The 17,877-nt window shown below is 66.3% G+C and carries 15 protein-coding genes; 11 read left to right on the forward strand and 4 right to left on the reverse strand.

The features are described 5' to 3' along the window. Nucleotides 1-308: 308 nt before the first annotated feature. Complete coding sequence (locus tag BFF94_RS21150; protein ID WP_219139788.1) at nucleotides 309-1,574, reverse strand: SGNH/GDSL hydrolase family protein; 1,266 nt, start codon at nucleotides 1,572-1,574, stop codon at nucleotides 309-311. 199 nt (nucleotides 1,575-1,773) lie between these two features. On the opposite strand from BFF94_RS21150, the gene paaA reads away from it, so the two are divergent. The 8 genes from paaA (at nucleotide 1,774) to BFF94_RS21190 (ending at nucleotide 8,041) form a co-directional block, all read left to right on the forward strand. Then, nucleotides 1,774-2,772 carry a 1,2-phenylacetyl-CoA epoxidase subunit PaaA gene (paaA, locus tag BFF94_RS21155; RefSeq protein WP_128848586.1) on the forward strand — a complete coding sequence of 333 codons (999 nt, stop codon included), beginning with the start codon at nucleotides 1,774-1,776 and terminating at the stop codon, nucleotides 2,770-2,772. A 38-nt stretch (nucleotides 2,773-2,810) separates the two neighbouring features. Next, nucleotides 2,811-3,095, forward strand: a complete 285-nt coding sequence (gene paaB / locus BFF94_RS21160; protein WP_128848584.1) for a 1,2-phenylacetyl-CoA epoxidase subunit PaaB — start codon at nucleotides 2,811-2,813, stop codon at nucleotides 3,093-3,095. A 10-nt stretch (nucleotides 3,096-3,105) separates the two neighbouring features. Continuing rightward, on the forward strand, nucleotides 3,106-3,909 hold the full coding sequence (gene paaC / locus BFF94_RS21165) for a 1,2-phenylacetyl-CoA epoxidase subunit PaaC (protein WP_128848581.1): 804 nt from the start codon (nucleotides 3,106-3,108) through the stop codon (nucleotides 3,907-3,909). Between the two features lie 27 nt (nucleotides 3,910-3,936). Beyond that, entirely contained in the window at nucleotides 3,937-4,500 is a 564-nt protein-coding gene (gene paaD / locus BFF94_RS21170) for a 1,2-phenylacetyl-CoA epoxidase subunit PaaD (RefSeq protein ID WP_128848578.1), read from the forward strand. A 2-nt stretch (nucleotides 4,501-4,502) separates the two neighbouring features. Continuing rightward, nucleotides 4,503-5,591, forward strand: a complete 1,089-nt coding sequence (gene paaE, locus BFF94_RS21175) for a 1,2-phenylacetyl-CoA epoxidase subunit PaaE (RefSeq protein WP_128848576.1) — start codon at nucleotides 4,503-4,505, stop codon at nucleotides 5,589-5,591. Nucleotides 5,592-5,719: 128 nt separating this feature from the next. Beyond that, nucleotides 5,720-6,535 (forward strand): DUF1835 domain-containing protein, encoded by an 816-nt coding sequence (locus BFF94_RS21180; protein WP_128848573.1) that lies wholly within the window; start codon nucleotides 5,720-5,722, stop codon nucleotides 6,533-6,535. 17 nt (nucleotides 6,536-6,552) lie between these two features. Then, entirely contained in the window at nucleotides 6,553-7,158 is a 606-nt protein-coding gene (locus tag BFF94_RS21185; protein ID WP_128848570.1) for a TetR/AcrR family transcriptional regulator, read from the forward strand. 235 nt (nucleotides 7,159-7,393) lie between these two features. Next, on the forward strand, nucleotides 7,394-8,041 hold the full coding sequence (locus BFF94_RS21190) for a GNAT family N-acetyltransferase (protein WP_128848567.1): 648 nt from the start codon (nucleotides 7,394-7,396) through the stop codon (nucleotides 8,039-8,041). 69 nt (nucleotides 8,042-8,110) lie between these two features. Here the strand turns inward: BFF94_RS21190 and BFF94_RS21195 are convergent, their stop codons facing one another. Then, the gene (locus BFF94_RS21195) at nucleotides 8,111-8,635 is read right to left on the reverse strand and encodes an Lrp/AsnC family transcriptional regulator (protein WP_059528294.1); all 525 of its coding nucleotides are present in this window, start codon (nucleotides 8,633-8,635) and stop codon (nucleotides 8,111-8,113) included. A 211-nt stretch (nucleotides 8,636-8,846) separates the two neighbouring features. Between BFF94_RS21195 and hppD the strand changes: the two genes are divergently transcribed. Beyond that, complete coding sequence (gene hppD / locus BFF94_RS21200) at nucleotides 8,847-9,944, forward strand: 4-hydroxyphenylpyruvate dioxygenase (RefSeq protein WP_128848565.1); 1,098 nt, start codon at nucleotides 8,847-8,849, stop codon at nucleotides 9,942-9,944. Nucleotides 9,945-10,076: 132 nt separating this feature from the next. Here the strand turns inward: hppD and BFF94_RS21205 are convergent, their stop codons facing one another. Further along, nucleotides 10,077-10,271 (reverse strand): hypothetical protein, encoded by a 195-nt coding sequence (locus tag BFF94_RS21205; RefSeq protein ID WP_049028196.1) that lies wholly within the window; start codon nucleotides 10,269-10,271, stop codon nucleotides 10,077-10,079. Nucleotides 10,272-10,589: 318 nt separating this feature from the next. Between BFF94_RS21205 and BFF94_RS21210 the strand changes: the two genes are divergently transcribed. After that, nucleotides 10,590-14,180 carry an indolepyruvate ferredoxin oxidoreductase family protein gene (locus BFF94_RS21210; RefSeq protein WP_128848562.1) on the forward strand — a complete coding sequence of 1,197 codons (3,591 nt, stop codon included), beginning with the start codon at nucleotides 10,590-10,592 and terminating at the stop codon, nucleotides 14,178-14,180. A 138-nt stretch (nucleotides 14,181-14,318) separates the two neighbouring features. On the opposite strand, the gene BFF94_RS21215 is transcribed toward BFF94_RS21210, so the two are convergent. Beyond that, nucleotides 14,319-16,589: an NADP-dependent malic enzyme gene (locus BFF94_RS21215; protein ID WP_128848559.1), complete on the reverse strand. Its 2,271-nt coding sequence runs from the start codon at nucleotides 16,587-16,589 to the stop codon at nucleotides 14,319-14,321. Between the two features lie 461 nt (nucleotides 16,590-17,050). Here BFF94_RS21215 and BFF94_RS21220 point away from each other — a divergent pair, with 461 nt between their 5' ends. Further along, on the forward strand, nucleotides 17,051-17,737 hold the full coding sequence (locus tag BFF94_RS21220) for an orotate phosphoribosyltransferase (RefSeq protein WP_011546659.1): 687 nt from the start codon (nucleotides 17,051-17,053) through the stop codon (nucleotides 17,735-17,737). Nucleotides 17,738-17,877: the final 140 nt, after the last annotated feature.

Here is a 17,877-nt window from a genome sequence, read left to right on the forward strand (position 1 = left end):
TTTCGCAGCTCGTCAACAACTTTTTACACGACATCGTTGCGACTGCGGGGCCCATCTTCCTTTGCCAGTAGCGTGCTCCAGACCGCAGCACACCGCCAGCTCCGCTTCCCCTTCCGCGCCGCGTTTCCGTTAGCGCGAAAGAGGCGTGATTCTATGCAGCCCCCGCCGTTCGCGCAAGCCTCTTTGTGAAAATATTTTGAAAAAGCCTCCGTGCGCTGGCGCGCACGGAGGCTTTGGGCTCGACAGGCCGAGTGTCGCCGTTGAGCCCCAGGCCGGCGGCAGCCTTCCCCTCTATATATAGAGGGGCGTCACTTGCCGCCCATGGCGGCCTGTAGCTGCTCGACTGGCACCGCGTCGGCCATCGCCGTGTAGCCTGCGTCGCTCGGATGGATACCGTCGCCGCTGTCGTATCGGCGCTGCAGCATGCTCGGGCGCGCCGGATCGCGCAGCACCGCATCGAAGTCCACCACGCCGTCGAACCCGCCGCCGCTCCGGATCCACCGGTTCACCTCGAGCCGGATCGCCTCGCGCCCGGCCGGCAGCCCGGCCGGCGTGAGCGTTGCGCCAAAGACCTTCACGCCCTGATGGTGCGCCGCCTCGACCAGCCGGCGATAGCCATCGATCAGCGATGCGGCCGTAACCTGCGTATGCGGGTGGTCGCAATCGAGCCCCGCGTGCGGCGGCATCGCCGCAAAGTTGATGTCGTTGATCCCGATCAGCACGATCGCCGCCTTCACGCTCGCGCGCGACAGCGCATCGCGCTCGAACCGCGACGCCAGTGACGTGCCATAGCACGCGGAGTCGCTGAGCAACCGGTTCCCGCTGATGCCCAGATTCACGACGCCGATCGAATCGGCACCCGACACCGTCAGCCGACGCGCCAGCGCGTCCGGCCAGCGGCGGTTCCGGTTCATGCTCGAACGCAGCCCGTCGGTGATCGAATCGCCGATCGCGGCTACGCTGGCTCGCGCGGAACCGGCCTCGACGGCCAGTTCCGTCGTCCATGCATATTGAGTAAAACGGGTGCGGAACGCAGCGGCGCCCGGATCGTTCACGTGATCGCCCGGCGCAGAGACATAGTTGAACTGGTTCGACACGCGGTGCCACACGGTCATCCGCTGGTTCGGTCCCATCTGGAGACTGATTGCGTACGATTGCCCGGCCGTCACGTCGAGCACCACCGGATCGCTTTCGAATTCCTGGCCCGGCGCGAGCGTTATCGACGCCTTGCCGCCGAACCGGACCGGCACGGCCGCGCCGCCGGCGAGCGCCGCACCGTCGCCGGCGCGCGCGAGGCTCGCCGCCTCGACGACCAGCGGCGCACGACCGTATGCATTGCTGACGCGAATCCGCGCGGCGCGCCCCGACACCGTCGGATAGACGATCTGGCGTACGGTCCGCCCGGCTACGTCGGGTGCGCGATAAAGCGGCGGCGGCGCGGCCAGGTCGGGAATCGGCTGCAGCGCGGTGGCCCACGCGCTAACCCATCCGGCCGGTGCGGCCGACGCCGCGAGCGGCGACACGAAAACGGCCGCACCCAACACGGCCGCGGCGAAACTGCTTCGGAATGACATCGGCAAAATCCTCATCGGAAAGCGGGCATTGTGCCGCAGAAGACGCGGGACCCATGCGCCGGACCGCTGCGATGCCGCTCGATCGCGCCCCGACGCCCCTCGTTTACCCGAGTCTCGCCGTAAATCCGCAAGAAATTTATTAACCGACCGGTCGGTTGGTTTATACTTCGCACACATTCAACCGGACGAGAGCCTCGCCATGTACACGCAATCCCTCGACATCCCCGGCAACGTCGCGCCGCTCGACGCCGCAGCCGAGTCGCCCGAGCTGGCGCGGTTCGATGCAGTCATGGCCGCGGACGGCAAGATCGAACCGCAGGACTGGATGCCCGACGCGTATCGCAAGACGCTGGTTCGCCAGATCTCGCAGCACGCGCATTCGGAAGTCGTCGGCATGCTGCCCGAAGGCAACTGGATCTCGCGCGCGCCGAGCCTGAAGCGCAAGGCGATCCTGCTCGCGAAGGTCCAGGACGAAGCCGGCCACGGCCTCTATCTTTACAGCGCGGCTGAAACGCTCGGCGTGTCGCGCGATTCGCTGATCGACGCACTGCACGCGGGCAAGGCGAAATACTCGAGCATCTTCAACTACCCGACGCCGACCTGGGCCGACGTCGGCGTGATCGGCTGGCTCGTCGACGGCGCCGCGATCATGAACCAGATCCCGCTGTGTCGCTGCACGTACGGCCCGTATGCGCGCGCGATGATCCGCGTGTGCAAGGAAGAGTCGTTCCACCAGCGCCAGGGTTTCGACGCGCTGCTGTCGATGATGAAGGGCAGCGACGCGCAGCGCGCGATGGTCCAGCAGGCCGTGAACCGCTGGTGGTGGCCGGTGCTGATGATGTTCGGCCCGGGCGACGCCGATTCGGTCCACAGCAGCCAGTCCGCGAAATGGGGCATCAAGCGGATCTCGAACGACGACCTGCGACAGAAATTCGTCGACGCGACGGTCGACCAGGCGAAGGTGCTCGGCGTGACGCTGCCCGACCCGGACCTGAAATGGAACGACGCGCGCGGCCACCACGACTACGGCACGATCGACTGGGACGAATTCTGGCGCGTCGTCAACGGCGACGGCCCGTGCAACAAGGAACGCCTCGCGACCCGCGTGAAAGCGCACGCCGACGGCGCATGGGTGCGTGAAGCCGCGCTCGCGCACGAAGCGAAGCGCCGCGCCCGCGCCGAACAGCACGCCGCCTGAGAGCGGCAATCATCGAATTCAGGAATCAGGAGAAAGTGATGAACAAGGAATGGCCGATCTGGGAAGTGTTCGTGCGCAGCAAGCAGGGGCTCGACCACAAGCATTGCGGCAGCCTGCACGCCGCCGATGCGTCGATGGCGCTGCGCATGGCGCGCGACGTCTACACGCGCCGCCAGGAAGGCGTGAGCATCTGGGTGGTGCCGTCGTCGGCGATCACCGCGTCGGATCCGAACGAGAAGGCCGAACTGTTCGAGCCGGCGGCCGACAAGATCTACCGTCACCCGACGTTCTACACGCTGCCCGACGAAATCAACCACATGTAACGCCCGCGCCATGACGATCACGCCCGAACACCTCTCCTATGTGCTGCGCCTCGCGGACAACGCGCTGATCCTCGGTCAGCGCAACGCCGAATGGTGCGGCCACGGCCCGATCCTCGAGGAAGACATCGCGCTCACCAACATGAGCCTCGACCTCATCGGCCAGGCGCGCATGCTGTATACGCACGCGGCCGAACTCGAACGCCAGCTCACCGGCGCGACGAAGACCGAGGACGACTACGCGTACTTCCGTACCGAGCGCGAGTTCGCGAACTTCACGCTCGCCGAGCTGCCGCACTACGGCCCGGTCTCCGGCACCGCGCACGCCGACAAGGACTACGCGGTGACGATCGTGCGCAACTTCCTGTACGCGGCGCTGATGCTGCACGTATGGAGCGCGCTGGAAACGTCGACCGATACGCAGCTTGCCGCGATCGCCGCGAAATCGGTGAAGGAAACCCGCTATCACGTGCAGCACGCACGCGAGTGGCTCGTTCGCCTCGGTGACGGCACCGACGAATCGCACCGTCGTGCGCAGGACGCGCTCGACTACCTGACCCCGTACACGCGCGAATTCTTCGCCGCCGATGCGATCGACGACGCGATCGCCGCACCGGGCATCGGCCCGGCACCGGCCGCCATCGAAGCCGCCTGGCGCGCGGACGTGGACGATGCGCTTGCCGAGGCAACGCTCGTGCTGCCGGCACCGGTCAAGCATGTGACGACCGGCAAGCAGGGCGAGCACTCGGAGCACATGGGCTACCTGCTCGCGGAAATGCAGAGCCTCGCGCGCCAGCACCCCGGCGCGACCTGGTAACCGGCCCACACACCACGGAGCCCGACGATGTCCGTCCAGACCGCCGCCCCCGCCGACGCCGCGCCAGCCGCGCGTCATGACGATCCATTGCTCGCCCGCGCGTGGGACGTGCTGGAAGCCGTGCCCGACCCCGAGATCCCGGTCGTGTCGATCCGCGAACTCGGCATCCTGCGCGACGTCCGCCGCGCGGACGACGGTCAGCTCGAAGTCGTGATCACGCCGACCTACTCGGGCTGCCCAGCCATGTCGCAGATCGCCGAGGACATCGCCGCCGCATTGCAAGCCGCCAACCTTCCGCCGCACCGGATCGAGACGGTGCTCGCGCCCGCGTGGACGACCGACTGGATCACGCAGGAAGCGCGCGACAAGCTGCGCGCGTACGGCATCGCGCCGCCGGTCGGCCAGTGCGGCAGCGCCGCGCCGCGGGAGAACGTCGTGCGCTTCGTGCCGCGGCCGGTCGCGGCGCCCGCGTGCCCGCGCTGCGGTTCCGTTCGCACCGAGCGTCTCGCGCAATTCGCGTCCACGGCTTGCAAGGCGCTGTATCGCTGCGTCGACTGCCGCGAACCCTTCGACTACTTCAAACCCTACTGAATATGGCGACCCCGCAATTTCATCCGCTGCGTATCCGCGACGTGCGGCCCGAGACCGCCGACGCCGTTACCGTCTCCTTCGACGTGCCGCCCGAACTGCGCGACGCTTACCGCTTCACGCAGGGCCAGTTCGTCACGCTGAAGACCCACATCGACGGCGAGGAGACGCGCCGCTCGTATTCGATCTGCGTCGGCACGACGGACTACGACCGTGACGGCGAACTGCGCATCGGCATCAAGCGCGTACGCGGCGGCCGCTTCTCGAACTTCGCGTTCGATTCACTGAAACCGGGCCACACGATCGACGTGATGACGCCTGACGGACGCTTCTTCACGCACCTGAACGCCGACCACGGCAAGCAGTACGTCGCGTTTTCCGGCGGCTCGGGGATCACGCCCGTGCTCGCGATCGTGAAGACGACGCTCGAACTCGAGCCACGCAGCGCATTCACGCTGATCTACGGCAACCGCAGCGTAGACGCGATCATGTTCGCGGAGGAGCTCGAGGACCTGAAGAACCGCTACATGAACCGCTTCGTCCTCTATCACGTGTTGTCGGACGACCAGCAGGACGTCGAGCTGTTCAACGGCGTGCTCGACCAGGCGAAATGCGCGGAATTCCTCGGCACGCTGACACCGGCCGACGCGATCGACGAGGCGTTCATCTGCGGCCCGGCGCCGATGATGGACGCGGCCGAGGCAGCGCTGAAGGCGGCCGGCGTGCCGCAGGCGAAGGTGCATGTCGAGCGCTTCGGCACACCGCTGCCGCAGGCCGGCGCGCCGGTCGTCGAGATCACCGACCAGACCCCGGCCGCCGACCTGGAAATCGTGCTCGACGGCAAGAAGCGCAAGCTGCGCCTGCCGTATGAAGGCGTGAGCCTGCTCGATGTCGGCCTGCGCGCGGGCCTCGCGCTGCCGTACGCGTGCAAGGGCGGCGTGTGCTGCACGTGCCGCGCGAAGGTGATCGAGGGCGAAGTGCGGATGGATAAGAACTACACGCTCGAGGCGCACGAAGTGAAGGACGGTTTCGTACTCACGTGCCAGTGCCACCCGATCAGCGACAAGGTCGTCGTGAGCTTCGACGATCGATGAGCGACGGCGCGTCGCGGCGCCGGACGGTTTCTCGCCGTCACACATCTCGCTTACACTAGGGGCCGCCGGCCGGCTGGACATCGCAATGTCCGCCCGGCCGGCGGCTTTCTTTTGTTGACGACAGGCCGATGAGTACCATTCATGTGATTCAGGGCGGCACCGCCGCCGCGTCGCTGCGCGAGGCACTCGCGCAAGCCGGACGCGACGAGTGCGTCGTCGGATTGCTCGACGATCTCGGCGTCGGGCCGCTCAAGGGCGCCGACGAGACGCCCGACACGCGCGCCGCCTTCTGGCAGCACGTGCTCGGCGACCGGATTCCCGACTGGAACGCGGAGATCAAGGACGAGTTCGCGCGCCTCGACCAGCTCGCGATGGATACAGGCCAGGTGGTCGTGTGGCACGCGCCGAGCGTCGGCGACAAGCTGCTGCTGCGCCGCGTCGCCTATCACCTGCGCAACGTGCCGCAGCGCCTGAACGAGGTGCGGCTGTCGGCCACCGACCTCGATTCGGCGCAGCGCGCATCGTTGTCGCGCACCGACCAGGCATGCGCGACCGGGATGTTCTCGCCCGCGGAACTGGCGCGGAAGCGGCCGATGGCCGCGCCGATCTCGGTGCTGCGCATCGGTCGCCTCGCGCTCGAATGGCAGGAGGCGAAACACCTGAACGCCGAACTTCGCTACTGGGTCAGCAACACGATCAAGAGCGGCCACTACGCCGATCTCGACGCGCTGATCGTCGCGCGCGCGGAAACCGACTGGTTGCCCGCGCGGCGCCTCGTCGGCAGCATCATGGCCGACGCCGATCGCGGCGGGCTGTTCGTCAGCGACTCGATCGCCTGGTGGCGCTGCCGCGAACTCGCGGCATCCGGCCGGCTCGAGCTGCAGGACAACGCGCCCGACGCCCTCTCTTCCACGCAGGTGCGCGCGGCAACCGCGCACCGCTAATCTTTCCGCATTCGATCATGGCCCGTACCCGAGCGCCCGACCACGAATCCCAGCGCGAGCAGATCCTCGATCTGGCCGCCGAGAAATTCGCGCAGACGAGCTACCCGAGCACGTCGATGTCCGATCTCGCGAGCGCAAGCGGCACGTCGAAGGCACGCCTCTACCACTATTACGAGAGCAAGGAAGCGATCCTGTTCGACCTGCTCGACCGCTACACGAAACGGCTGATGCTGATCATCGCCGAGGTCGAAGGCGCGAGCCAGCGGCGCGGCCTCGGTGAGCGCGACGCGTTCGCCGAACTCGTGCGCGCGTTCCTGTCCGAATACGAGACGTCGCACAGCCGCCACGTCGCGCTGCTCAACGACGTGAAGTATCTCGAGGACGCGCAGCGCGAAATCGTCCTCGACCGCCAGCGCGACATCGTCGCGGCGTTCACGCGACAACTCGCGCGCGCCTACCCGGACCGCATCTCGAAGGAAAACCAGACATCCGTGACGATGATGGTGTTCGGGATGATCAACTGGACCTTCACATGGCTGAAGCCGGGCGGCCGCCTCGGCTATCGAGACTTCGCCGAGCAGGTGATCGACCTGATCGAACGCGGGCTGTCGACGGCGACCTGATTGCCGCACAGCAGCAAGCGTTGCGCGACGGGCACACTGCGACCGCTCGCCGCGCATTTCATATGATGAATTTTAAATTCGTTAAAAATCAAATAGATAGAGAATGAACTAAGCGGATTTAGAATTCCCCCTCAGCACAAATAACGTCAAATGCGGGTTTTCCCCAATCTCGGTCGGGTAAAATGCTGTTGCATCGCACAAGACGCTTGTGCAGCTACACACTGAGGAACCCACGATGAACACGCAATTCAACGGCACTGCCGACGTCGTCGGCAATGCCGGTAGTGCGCCGGTTCTCGTCAGGGAACTGGCTTCCAAAGACCGTGAGCAAATGCTCACCCACTTTCTCTCGCTCGGCGAAGAGGACCGTCTGCTGCGCTTCGGCCAGATGGTGCCCGACCACGTGATCGAGAACTATGTCCGCACGATCGACTTCGGTCGCGATACCGTGTTCGGCGTGTTCGACCACGACCTCGAACTGATCGGCGTCGGCCACCTGGCCTACCTGCCGGCCGAGGGCGACAAGCGCACGGCCGAATTCGGCGTGTCGGTGCTCGAAAGCGCGCGCGGCCGCGGCGTCGGCTCGAAGCTGTTCGAGCGCGCGGCGATCCGCAGCCGCAACACGCGCGTGACGATGCTGTACATGCACTGCCTGTCGCGCAACGCGACGATGATGCACATCGCGAAGAAGTCCGGGATGCGGATCGAGTACGCGTACGGCGAAGCCGATGCGTACCTGTCGCTGCCGCCCGCGGACCATTCGACGATCATCGCCGAGATGCTGCAGGAACAGGCTGCGGTGTTCGACTACGCGATGAAGCGCCAGGCGCGCCGCACGACGAAGTTCATCGAATCGCTGATGCCCGCCGCGCTGACGGCGTAACGTCGGCTGACCGGGTGCGCCGCTGCGGCGCGCCCGGCACTCTTTCCTCTCCCCTCGCCGCCGGGCGCGTCAGCGCACCGAACGAATCGGCAACGCCGTCGTCTCCTTGAAGCATTCGAGCGAGAAGCTCGTCTTCACGTCGATGACCGACGGGTGGTGCAGCAAATGTTCCTGCACGAAGCGGGAGAAATGCGCCATGTCCTCGACCTGCACGCGCAGCAGGTAATCCATGTCTCCCGTCATCGCGTGGCACGCGACTACTTCCGGCCAGGTCTGCACGGCCGCGCGAAACAGCTCCGCATGGGTCGCGCCCGCACGCGCCGACGTTTCGTCGACCCGCACCGGCGCCAGGCCGCCGCGCTTCTCGAGCCGCACGCTCACGTACGCGAGCAGGTCGAGCCCGAGCTTCTGCGGGTTCAGCAGCGCGACATAGCCGGTGATCACGCCGATCTCCTCGAGCCGCCGGATCCGCCGCAGGCATGGGCTCGGCGACAGGTTCACGCGCTCGGCGATCTCCTGGTTCGACAGGCGGCCGTTCTCCTGAAGAATCGCGAGAATCCGCCGGTCGATGGCATCCAACTCGGCTTGCGCCATTTTCTGCCCTCCAATGATTATTCAGAGACTGGAAATTGCGCCATCGTATGGGCGGGCGATTAAGTTCGCAAGTTTCCGCTCGCCGCCGCCCGCTACACTCTGTCGCACGTACCGATTCGTTGCGCACGCCGACGCGTGCGTCGCCTTCGACATCGAACCGGGCCGGACACGCACCTCGCCCCGGCCGATCGCCAAGCACAGGAGACACGCCATGCAGATCCCCAACTGGGACAACCCCGTCGGCACCGACGGCTTCGAATTCATCGAATACACGGCACCGGACCCGAAAGCACTCGGACAACTGTTCGAACGGATGGGTTTCACCGCGATCGCGCGTCATCGCCACAAGGACGTGACGGTGTACCGCCAGGGCGACATCAACTTCATCATCAACGCCGAACCCGATTCGTTCGCGCAACGCTTCGCGCGCCTGCACGGCCCGTCGATCTGCGCGATCGCGTTCCGCGTGCAGGACGCCGCGAAGGCGTACCGGCACGCACTGGAACTCGGCGCATGGGGCTTCGACAACAAGACGGGCCCGATGGAGCTGAACATCCCGGCGATCAAGGGCATCGGCGATTCGCTGATCTACTTCGTCGACCGCTGGCGCGGCAAGAACGGCGCGCAGCCGGGCGCGATCGGCGACATCAGCATCTACGACGTCGACTTCGAGCCGATCGCCGGCGCGAACCCGAACCCGGTCGGTCACGGCCTCACCTACATCGACCACCTGACGCACAACGTGCATCGCGGCCGCATGCAGGAATGGGCCGAGTTCTACGAGCGCCTGTTCAATTTCCGCGAAGTGCGCTACTTCGACATCGAAGGCAAGGTGACGGGCGTGAAGTCGAAGGCGATGACGTCGCCGTGCGGCAAGATCCGCATCCCGATCAACGAGGAAGGCTCGGACACGGCCGGCCAGATCCAGGAATACCTCGACGCGTATCACGGCGAAGGCATCCAGCACATCGCGCTTGGCGCCAGCGACATCTACGGTGCAGTTGACGGCCTGCGCAGCAAGGAAGTGAAGCTGCTCGACACGATCGACACGTATTACGAGCTGGTCGACCGCCGCGTGCCGGACCACGGTGAATCGCTGGATGAACTGAAGAAGCGCAAGATCCTGATCGACGGCGCGCGCGACGACCTGCTGCTGCAGATCTTCACCGAAAACCAGATCGGGCCGATCTTCTTCGAGATCATCCAGCGCAAGGGCAACCAGGGCTTCGGCGAAGGCAACTTCAAGGCGCTGTTCGAATCGATCGAGCTCGACCAGATCCGCCGCGGCGTCGTGCAGGACAAGGCCTGACGCATCCGGCGCGCGGCGGCCCGGGGCCACCCGGCCGGCCGCGCGATCCGGCGGCACAAAGAAAAAGGGCGGGAATCCCGGGATTCCCGCCCTTTTTGCATTCCGGCGCGGCCCGCTGGCCGCGCGACCGGATCAACGCGCGTTCGCCTTCGACTCGACGGCGCGCTCGGCCGACGGCTGCGCGGCGGCATCCTGTGCCGGCACGATCTGACGCATCTGCGCGCCGGCTGCCGCCAGCGCGCTCGCGCCCTGCGCACGCACCGGGCCGGTCATCGCGAAAAACGCGGCGGACACGATCAGGAAACTCTGGATATGACGTGTGTTCATTGCACCTCCTGTAAAACTGCCGGCGCCTCCCCGATTGCGTCGAAACGAGCCAACGCGGCCGGGCACCTCCGGCAGGCCGACAAGATTAACGGCATTTGCCCGCAGATCGCGCCGGCTTTACATGCTTTTACATGATGTAACGCATCATCCCGCCCTGCTTTTCCGATGCGCCGCCGCAATTTGGCCGATGGGCGGCGGGTTTGCCCCAGTGCTACCATCCCTTAAAACCGGCGAATATGCCGGCCACTGCCGACGCGTTCACAAGACGCCGGAGCAGTCGAGTTTTGGTGATCCCAAACTGGGTGGAGGAGACTGTTAATGAATGCCCCGCTAGACGCAGACCAACGCGCATCGCTAGAAGCCGCGCTGAAGTCCGTCACGCTTGATGACAAATACACACTGGAACGCGGTCGCGCGTACATGAGCGGCATCCAGGCCCTCGTGCGCCTGCCGATGCTCCAGCAGGAACGCGACCGCGCCGCCGGTCTCAATACGGCCGGCTTCATCTCCGGCTACCGCGGCTCGCCGCTCGGCGGCCTCGATCTGTCGCTCTGGAAGGCCAAGCAGCACCTGGCGGCCCACCAGATCGTCTTCCAGCCCGGCCTCAACGAAGATCTCGCCGCCACCGCCGTGTGGGGCTCGCAGCAGGTGAACCTGTACCCCGGCGCGAAGCACGACGGCGTGTTCGGCATGTGGTACGGCAAGGGCCCGGGTGTGGACCGCACCGGCGACGTGTTCAAGCACGCGAACTCCGCCGGCTCGTCGCAGCACGGCGGCGTGCTGGTGCTCGCCGGCGACGACCACGCGGCGAAATCGTCGACGCTCGCGCACCAGTCCGAGCACATCTTCAAGGCCTGCGGGCTGCCCGTGCTGTTCCCGTCGAACGTGCAGGAATATCTCGATTTCGGCCTGCACGGCTGGGCGATGAGCCGCTACTCGGGCCTGTGGGTCGCGCTCAAGTGCGTGACGGACGTCGTCGAATCGTCGGCGTCGGTCGACATCGACCCGCATCGCACCGAGATCGTGCTGCCGACCGACTTCATCGTGCCGGACGGCGGCCTGAACATCCGCTGGCCCGATCCGCCGCTGGTGCAGGAAGCGCGGCTGCTCGACTACAAGTGGTACGCGGCGCTCGCCTATGTGCGCGCGAACAAGCTCGACCGGATCGAGATCGATTCGCCGACCGCGCGCTTCGGGATCATGACCGGCGGCAAGGCGTACCTCGACGTGCGCCAGGCGCTGACGGACCTCGGTCTCGACGACGAAACCTGCGCGCGGATCGGCATCCGGCTCTACAAGGTCGGCTGCGTGTGGCCGCTCGAAGCGCAGGGCGCGCAGGCGTTCGCGCGCGGCCTCGATGAAATCCTCGTCGTCGAGGAAAAGCGCCAGATCCTCGAATACGCGATCAAGGAAGAGCTGTACAACTGGCCCGACGGACAACGGCCGCGCGTGTTCGGCAAGTTCGACGAGAAGGACGGCGCCGGCGGCGAATGGTCGGTGCCGATGGGCAACTGGCTGTTGCCCGCGCACTACGAACTGTCGCCCGCGATCATCGCGAAGGCGATCGCGACGCGCCTCGACAAGTTCGAGCTGCCGTCCGACGTGCGCGCGCGCATCGCCGCGCGGCTCGCCGTGATCAACGCGAAGGAAATGGCGCTCGCGAAGCCGCACGTGCAGACCGAGCGCAAGCCGTGGTTCTGCTCGGGCTGCCCGCACAACACGTCGACCAACGTGCCGGAAGGCTCGCGCGCGATCGCGGGGATCGGCTGCCACTACATGACCGTGTGGATGGACCGCAGCACGAGCACCTTCAGCCAGATGGGCGGCGAAGGCGTGCCGTGGATCGGCCAGGCGCCGTTCACGGACGAGAAGCACGTATTCGCGAACCTCGGCGACGGCACCTATTTCCACTCGGGCCTGCTGGCCGTGCGCGCGGCGATCTCGTCGAAGGCGAACATCACCTACAAGATCCTGTACAACGACGCGGTCGCGATGACGGGCGGCCAGCCGGTCGACGGCGTGCTGACGGTGCCGCAGATCACGCACCAGCTTGCGTCGGAAGGCGCGAAGAAGATCGTGATCGTCACCGACGAGCCGGAGAAGTACGACAGCCAGAAGACGCTGCTCGCGCCGGGCGTGACGATCCATCACCGCGACCAGCTCGACGACGTGCAGCGCGAGCTGCGCGAGATCGCCGGCACGACGATCCTGATCTACGACCAGACCTGCGCGACCGAGAAGCGCCGCCGCCGCAAGCGCGGCACGTATCCGGACCCGGCCAAGCGCGTCGTGATCAACGATGCGGTGTGCGAAGGCTGCGGCGACTGCTCGGTGCAGTCGAACTGCCTGTCGGTCGAGCCGCTGGAAACCGAATTCGGCACGAAGCGCCAGATCAACCAGTCGAGCTGCAACAAGGACTTCTCGTGCGTGAAGGGCTTCTGCCCGAGCTTCGTCACGGTCGAGGGCGGCCAGTTGAAGAAGCCGAAGGCGGTGTCGGTCGACGGCGGCGCGCTGCCGCCGATCCCTGAGCCGACGCTGCCGGACATCGACCGCGCGTACGGCGTGCTCGTCACCGGCGTCGGCGGCACGGGCGTCGTCACGATCGGCGCGCTGCTCGGGATGGCCGCGCACCTCGAAAACAAGGGCGTGACCGTGCTCGACGTCACGGGCCTCGCGCAGAAGGGCGGCGCCGTGATGAGTCACGTGCAGATCTCGCACACGCCGACCGACATCCACGCGACGCGGATCGCGATGGGCGAAGCCGACCTCGTGATCGGTTGCGACGCGATCGTCACGGCCGGCGACGAGTGCACGTCGCGGATGCGGCACGACACGACGCGCGTGGTCGTCAACAGCGCGCAGACGCCGACCGCCGAGTTCATCAAGAACCCGAACTGGGCGTTCCCCGGCCTGTCCGCCGAGAACGACATCCGCGCGGCGGCAGGCGAGGCCGTCGACTTCATCGACGCGAACCGCTTCGCGGTCGCGCTGCTCGGCGACGCGATCTACACGAACCCGTTCGTGCTCGGCTATGCGTGGCAGAAAGGCTGGCTGCCGCTCACGCTCGCGTCGCTCGAACGTGCGATCGAGCTGAATGCGGTATCGGTCGAGAAGAACCGCGCGGCATTCGACTGGGGCCGCCGCGCCGCGTACGACCTGGCCGGCGTGAAGCAGGCCGCGGCCGGCGATGCCCGCCCCGCGCAAGGCGCCACGGTGATCGCGCTGCACACGAAGAAGGCGGTCGACGCACTGATCGCGAAGCGCGTGGAATTCCTCACCGCGTACCAGAACGCCGCGTATGCATCGCGCTATGCGGCGTTCGTCGACAAGGTACGCGCGGCCGAGCGCGCGCTGGCCGACAGCGACTCGATGCAGGAGCCGCTGACCGAAGCGGTCGCGCGCAACCTGTTCAAGCTGATGGCGTACAAGGACGAATACGAGGTCGCACGGCTGCAGTCCGATCCCGCGTTCCTCGCGCGCCTGTCCGCGCAGTTCGAAGGCGACTGGAAGCTGAAGTTCCACCTCGCGCCGCCGCTGTTCGCGAAGACTGACGCACACGGCCATCTCGTGAAGAAGGCGTACGGCCCGTGGATGATGTCGGCGTTCCGGCTGCTCGCGAAGGCGAAGTTCGTGCGCGGCACGGGGCTCGACCCGTTCGGCCGCACCGAGGAGCGCCGCACCGAGCGCGCGCTGATCGGCGAGTACGAAGCGCTGATCGGCGAGGTGCTCGGCCAGCTGAACGCGGCCAACCGCCCGCTCGCGCTCGAGCTCGCGGCGCTGCCGGACGGCATTCGCGGCTACGGCCACGTGAAGGAGAACAACCTGCGCGCGGTACGCCAGAAGTGGAACACGCTGCTCGCGAAGTGGCGTTCGCCGGCGGGCGGCCAGTCGCAGCAGCAGGTCGCGTAACGGCGCGCGGCGGGCGTTCGCGGTCCGGACGCCCGCCCGCGCCGCCGGCGGTTCACGATAAAAAAACGCCACGGAACGCAGGTTCCGTGGCGTTTTTCATTGCGCCGCGCCCGAAGCGCGGCACACGCGGGCGCGAACTTACTTCGTGTTCACGTTCGCGGCGGCAACCGCCGTCATGTTGATGATCCGGCGCACGGTCGCGGCCGGCGTCAGGATGTGGGCCGGCTTCGCCGCGCCGAGCAGGAACGGGCCGACCGTCACGCCTTCGCCGCCGACCATCTTCAGCAGGTTGTACGCGATGTTCGCGGCTTCGACGTTCGGCATGATCAGCAGGTTCGCTTCGCCCGACAGCGTCGTGCCCGGGAAAGCCTGCTTGCGGATCACTTCCGACAGCGCCGCGTCGCCGTGCATTTCGCCGTCGACTTCCAGGTTCGGCGCACGTTCGACGATCAGCTTGCGAGCCTCGGCCATCCGGCGCGACGACGCCGACGGCGCGCTGCCGAAGTTCGAGTTCGACAGCAGCGCGGCCTTCGGCGCAATGCCGAAGCGCTCGATCTCGGCCGCGGCCTGGATCGTCATGTCGGCGAGCTGTTCGGCGCTCGGCAGCTCGTTCACGTACGTATCGCACACGAACAGGTTACGGCCCGGCAGCATCAGCAGGTTCATCGCCGCGAAGTGCTCGGCGCCCTTCGCGCGGCCCAGCACCTGCTCGATGAACTTCAGGTGGCTGTGGAACGTGTCGATCATCCCGCAGATCATCCCGTCCGCGTCGCCCAGGTGCACGAGCATCGCGCCGATCAGCGTGTTGAACTTGCGCAGCGCGGCCTTCGCGACTTCCGGCGTCACGCCGTCGCGCGCAGCGATGTCGTGGTACGCCTGCCAGTAGCGGTGGTAACGCGTGTCGTCTTCCGGATTGACGATTTCGAAATCGACGCCGGCCTTCAGCTTCGAGCCGATCTTCTGCAGGCGCATCTCGACGACCGACGGACGGCCGACGATGATCGGCTGCGCGATCTTTTCCTGCAGCACGAACTGCGCGGCGCGCAGCACGCGCTCGTCCTCGCCCTCGGCGAACACGATGCGGGCCTGCTTCTTCTTCGCGGTCGCGAACACCGGGCGCATCACCATGCCGGTGCGGTAGACGGTCGTGCCGAGCTGCTCGCGGTACGCGTCCATGTCTTCGATCGGGCGCGTGGCGACGCCCGAATCCATCGCGGCCTGCGCGACGGCCGGCGCGATCTTGATGATCAGGCGCGGGTCGAACGGCTTCGGAATCAGGTAGTCCGGCCCGAATTCGAGCGAGTGGCCTTCATACGCCTTCGCGACTTCCTCGCTCTGGTCGGTTTCCTGCGCCAGCTCGGCGATCGCGCGCACGCACGCGAGCTTCATTTCTTCCGTGATCGTCGTCGCGCCGACGTCGAGCGCGCCGCGGAAGATGAACGGGAAGCACAGCACGTTGTTGACCTGGTTCGGGTAGTCCGAACGGCCGGTCGCGACGATCGCGTCCGGGCGCACGGCCTTCGCGTCTTCCGGGCGGATTTCCGGTTCCGGGTTCGCGAGCGCCAGGATCAGCGGCCTGTCGCCCATCGTCTTGACCATGTCCTGCTTCAGCACGCCCGCGCTCGAGCAGCCGAGGAACACGTCCGCGCCGACGATCGCGTCGGCGAGCGTGCGCGCGTCGGTGGTCGCCGCGTAGCGCTGCTTCGACGGATCGAGATTGCCGCGCCCTTCGTAGATCACGCCTTTCGAGTCGGCGACGAGGATGTTCGACTTCGTCAGGCCGAGGTTCACCAGCAGGTCCAGACACGCGATGGCCGCGGCGCCGGCGCCCGAGCACACGAGCTTCACTTCGGCGAGCTTCTTGCCGACGACCTTCAGGCCGTTCAGGATCGCGGCCGACGCGATGATCGCGGTGCCGTGCTGGTCATCGTGGAAGACGGGGATCTTCATGCGCTCGCGCAGCTTCTGCTCGATGTAGAAGCATTCCGGCGCCTTGATGTCCTCGAGGTTGATGCCGCCGAGCGTCGGCTCGAGCATCGCGATCGCCTCGACGAGCTTGTCGGGGTCGGACTCAGCCAGTTCGATGTCGAACACGTCGATGCCCGCGAATTTCTTGAAGAGGCAGCCCTTGCCTTCCATCACCGGCTTCGCGGCGAGCGGGCCGATGTTGCCGAGACCGAGCACGGCCGTGCCGTTCGTCACGACGCCGACAAGGTTGCCGCGCGACGTGTACTTCTGCGCGTCGAGCGGATCGGCGTGGATCGCCTCGCACGCGGCGGCGACGCCCGGCGAATACGCGAGCGACAGATCGAGCTGGTTCGACAGCGGCTTGGTCGGGGTGACCGAAATCTTGCCGGGTTTCGGGTTCTGGTGATAAGCGAGAGCGGCCTGCTTCAGTTGTTCGTCCATGATTGACCTGCGAGAGACATGCGAAATATTGACGGTTCAGTACACAGCATCTTCAGCCGCGTCTGCTGGAATCGAGGGGATGGTCGACTGCGGAGACGGCACGCGACGCGCCGGGTCGGCACGCCATCGAACCTTGGCGGGTGGCAAGAGGAAAGTACAAAGTACTGAACGATTTCTAAGGGTCGCCTAGTGTACACCCCGCGCATGACACATGTTGGTGCAGCGCCGCATCCCCGGCATCGACGCACGAGCGCTCCGTCCCCGTTTGTTTCGCCGGTGGTGAGCGACGCGGCGAACCCGCGCGAATTCCGCCGAAAACCGGCCTGAATCGGGTAAAATATCGGGCTACGCGCGCAGCGATGCGATTGGCCCGCCGATCGCGCCCCGGCCCCCTGGGCAGGTTCCCCTTGCTGCGCCACCGGGCCCGCGCCCGCTCCTCGCTCAACACCCAAGGAATGCCCATGACAGGCTACGATCGTCAGTCGATCTCGGATACGACCGCCAAAATCCTGCTCGAAGTGCAGGCGGTGCACTTCAACGCCGAAAAACCGTTCATCTTCACGTCCGGCTGGGCGAGCCCCGTCTATATCGACTGCCGCAAGCTGATTTCGTATCCGCGCGTGCGCCGCGCGCTGATGGAAATGGCGGAAACGACGATCACGCGCGACATCGGCTTCGAACAGATCGACGCGGTGGCGGGCGGCGAGACGGCCGGCATCCCGTTCGCGGCATGGATCGCGGACCGGATGATGGTGCCGATGCAGTACGTGCGCAAGAAGCCGAAGGGTTTCGGCCGCAACGCGCAGATCGAAGGCCATCTGGAAGAAGGCTCGCGCGTACTGCTGGTGGAAGACCTGACGACCGACAGCCGCAGCAAGATCAACTTCGTCAACGCGCTGCGCACCGCGGGCGCGACGGTGAACCACTGCTTCGTGCTGTTCCATTACGATATCTTCAAGGAAAGCGTGTCGGTCCTGAAGGACATCGACGTCGACCTGCACGCGCTGGCGACGTGGTGGGACGTGCTGCGCGTCGCGAAGGCATCGGGCTACTTCGAGACGAAGACGCTCGACGAAGTCGAGAAATTCCTGCACGCGCCGGCCGAGTGGTCGGCTGCGCACGGCGGCGCGACGGCCCCGAAGGAATGACGCCGCGCCGGCACGCACGCCGGCGCCCTGGCTGAAAAAGCCGCCTGCTTCATCGCAGGCGGTTTTTTTTCGTCCGTCGATCCGCACCATGACCGATCGCAATCGCGGGTTGCGGTGTGCATCGCTCATCGAACCCTAAT

Origin of the sequence: Burkholderia catarinensis (genome assembly GCF_001883705.2) — a bacterium.
Classification (GTDB): domain Bacteria; phylum Pseudomonadota; class Gammaproteobacteria; order Burkholderiales; family Burkholderiaceae; genus Burkholderia; species Burkholderia catarinensis.

What these genes read in the sequence shown, in the direction of transcription:
- BFF94_RS21150 (WP_219139788.1), bottom strand. Translation starts at nt 1,574, where the DNA reads ATGTCATTCCGAAGCAGTTTCGCCGCGGCCGTGTTGGGTGCGGCCGTT.
- paaA (WP_128848586.1), top strand. Translation starts at nt 1,774, where the DNA reads ATGTACACGCAATCCCTCGACATCCCCGGCAACGTCGCGCCGCTCGAC.
- paaB (WP_128848584.1), top strand. Translation starts at nt 2,811, where the DNA reads ATGAACAAGGAATGGCCGATCTGGGAAGTGTTCGTGCGCAGCAAGCAG.
- paaC (WP_128848581.1), top strand. Translation starts at nt 3,106, where the DNA reads ATGACGATCACGCCCGAACACCTCTCCTATGTGCTGCGCCTCGCGGAC.
- paaD (WP_128848578.1), top strand. Translation starts at nt 3,937, where the DNA reads ATGTCCGTCCAGACCGCCGCCCCCGCCGACGCCGCGCCAGCCGCGCGT.
- paaE (WP_128848576.1), top strand. Translation starts at nt 4,503, where the DNA reads ATGGCGACCCCGCAATTTCATCCGCTGCGTATCCGCGACGTGCGGCCC.
- BFF94_RS21180 (WP_128848573.1), top strand. Translation starts at nt 5,720, where the DNA reads ATGAGTACCATTCATGTGATTCAGGGCGGCACCGCCGCCGCGTCGCTG.
- BFF94_RS21185 (WP_128848570.1), top strand. Translation starts at nt 6,553, where the DNA reads ATGGCCCGTACCCGAGCGCCCGACCACGAATCCCAGCGCGAGCAGATC.
- BFF94_RS21190 (WP_128848567.1), top strand. Translation starts at nt 7,394, where the DNA reads ATGAACACGCAATTCAACGGCACTGCCGACGTCGTCGGCAATGCCGGT.
- BFF94_RS21195 (WP_059528294.1), bottom strand. Translation starts at nt 8,635, where the DNA reads ATGGCGCAAGCCGAGTTGGATGCCATCGACCGGCGGATTCTCGCGATT.
- hppD (WP_128848565.1), top strand. Translation starts at nt 8,847, where the DNA reads ATGCAGATCCCCAACTGGGACAACCCCGTCGGCACCGACGGCTTCGAA.
- BFF94_RS21205 (WP_049028196.1), bottom strand. Translation starts at nt 10,271, where the DNA reads ATGAACACACGTCATATCCAGAGTTTCCTGATCGTGTCCGCCGCGTTT.
- BFF94_RS21210 (WP_128848562.1), top strand. Translation starts at nt 10,590, where the DNA reads ATGAATGCCCCGCTAGACGCAGACCAACGCGCATCGCTAGAAGCCGCG.
- BFF94_RS21215 (WP_128848559.1), bottom strand. Translation starts at nt 16,589, where the DNA reads ATGGACGAACAACTGAAGCAGGCCGCTCTCGCTTATCACCAGAACCCG.
- BFF94_RS21220 (WP_011546659.1), top strand. Translation starts at nt 17,051, where the DNA reads ATGACAGGCTACGATCGTCAGTCGATCTCGGATACGACCGCCAAAATC.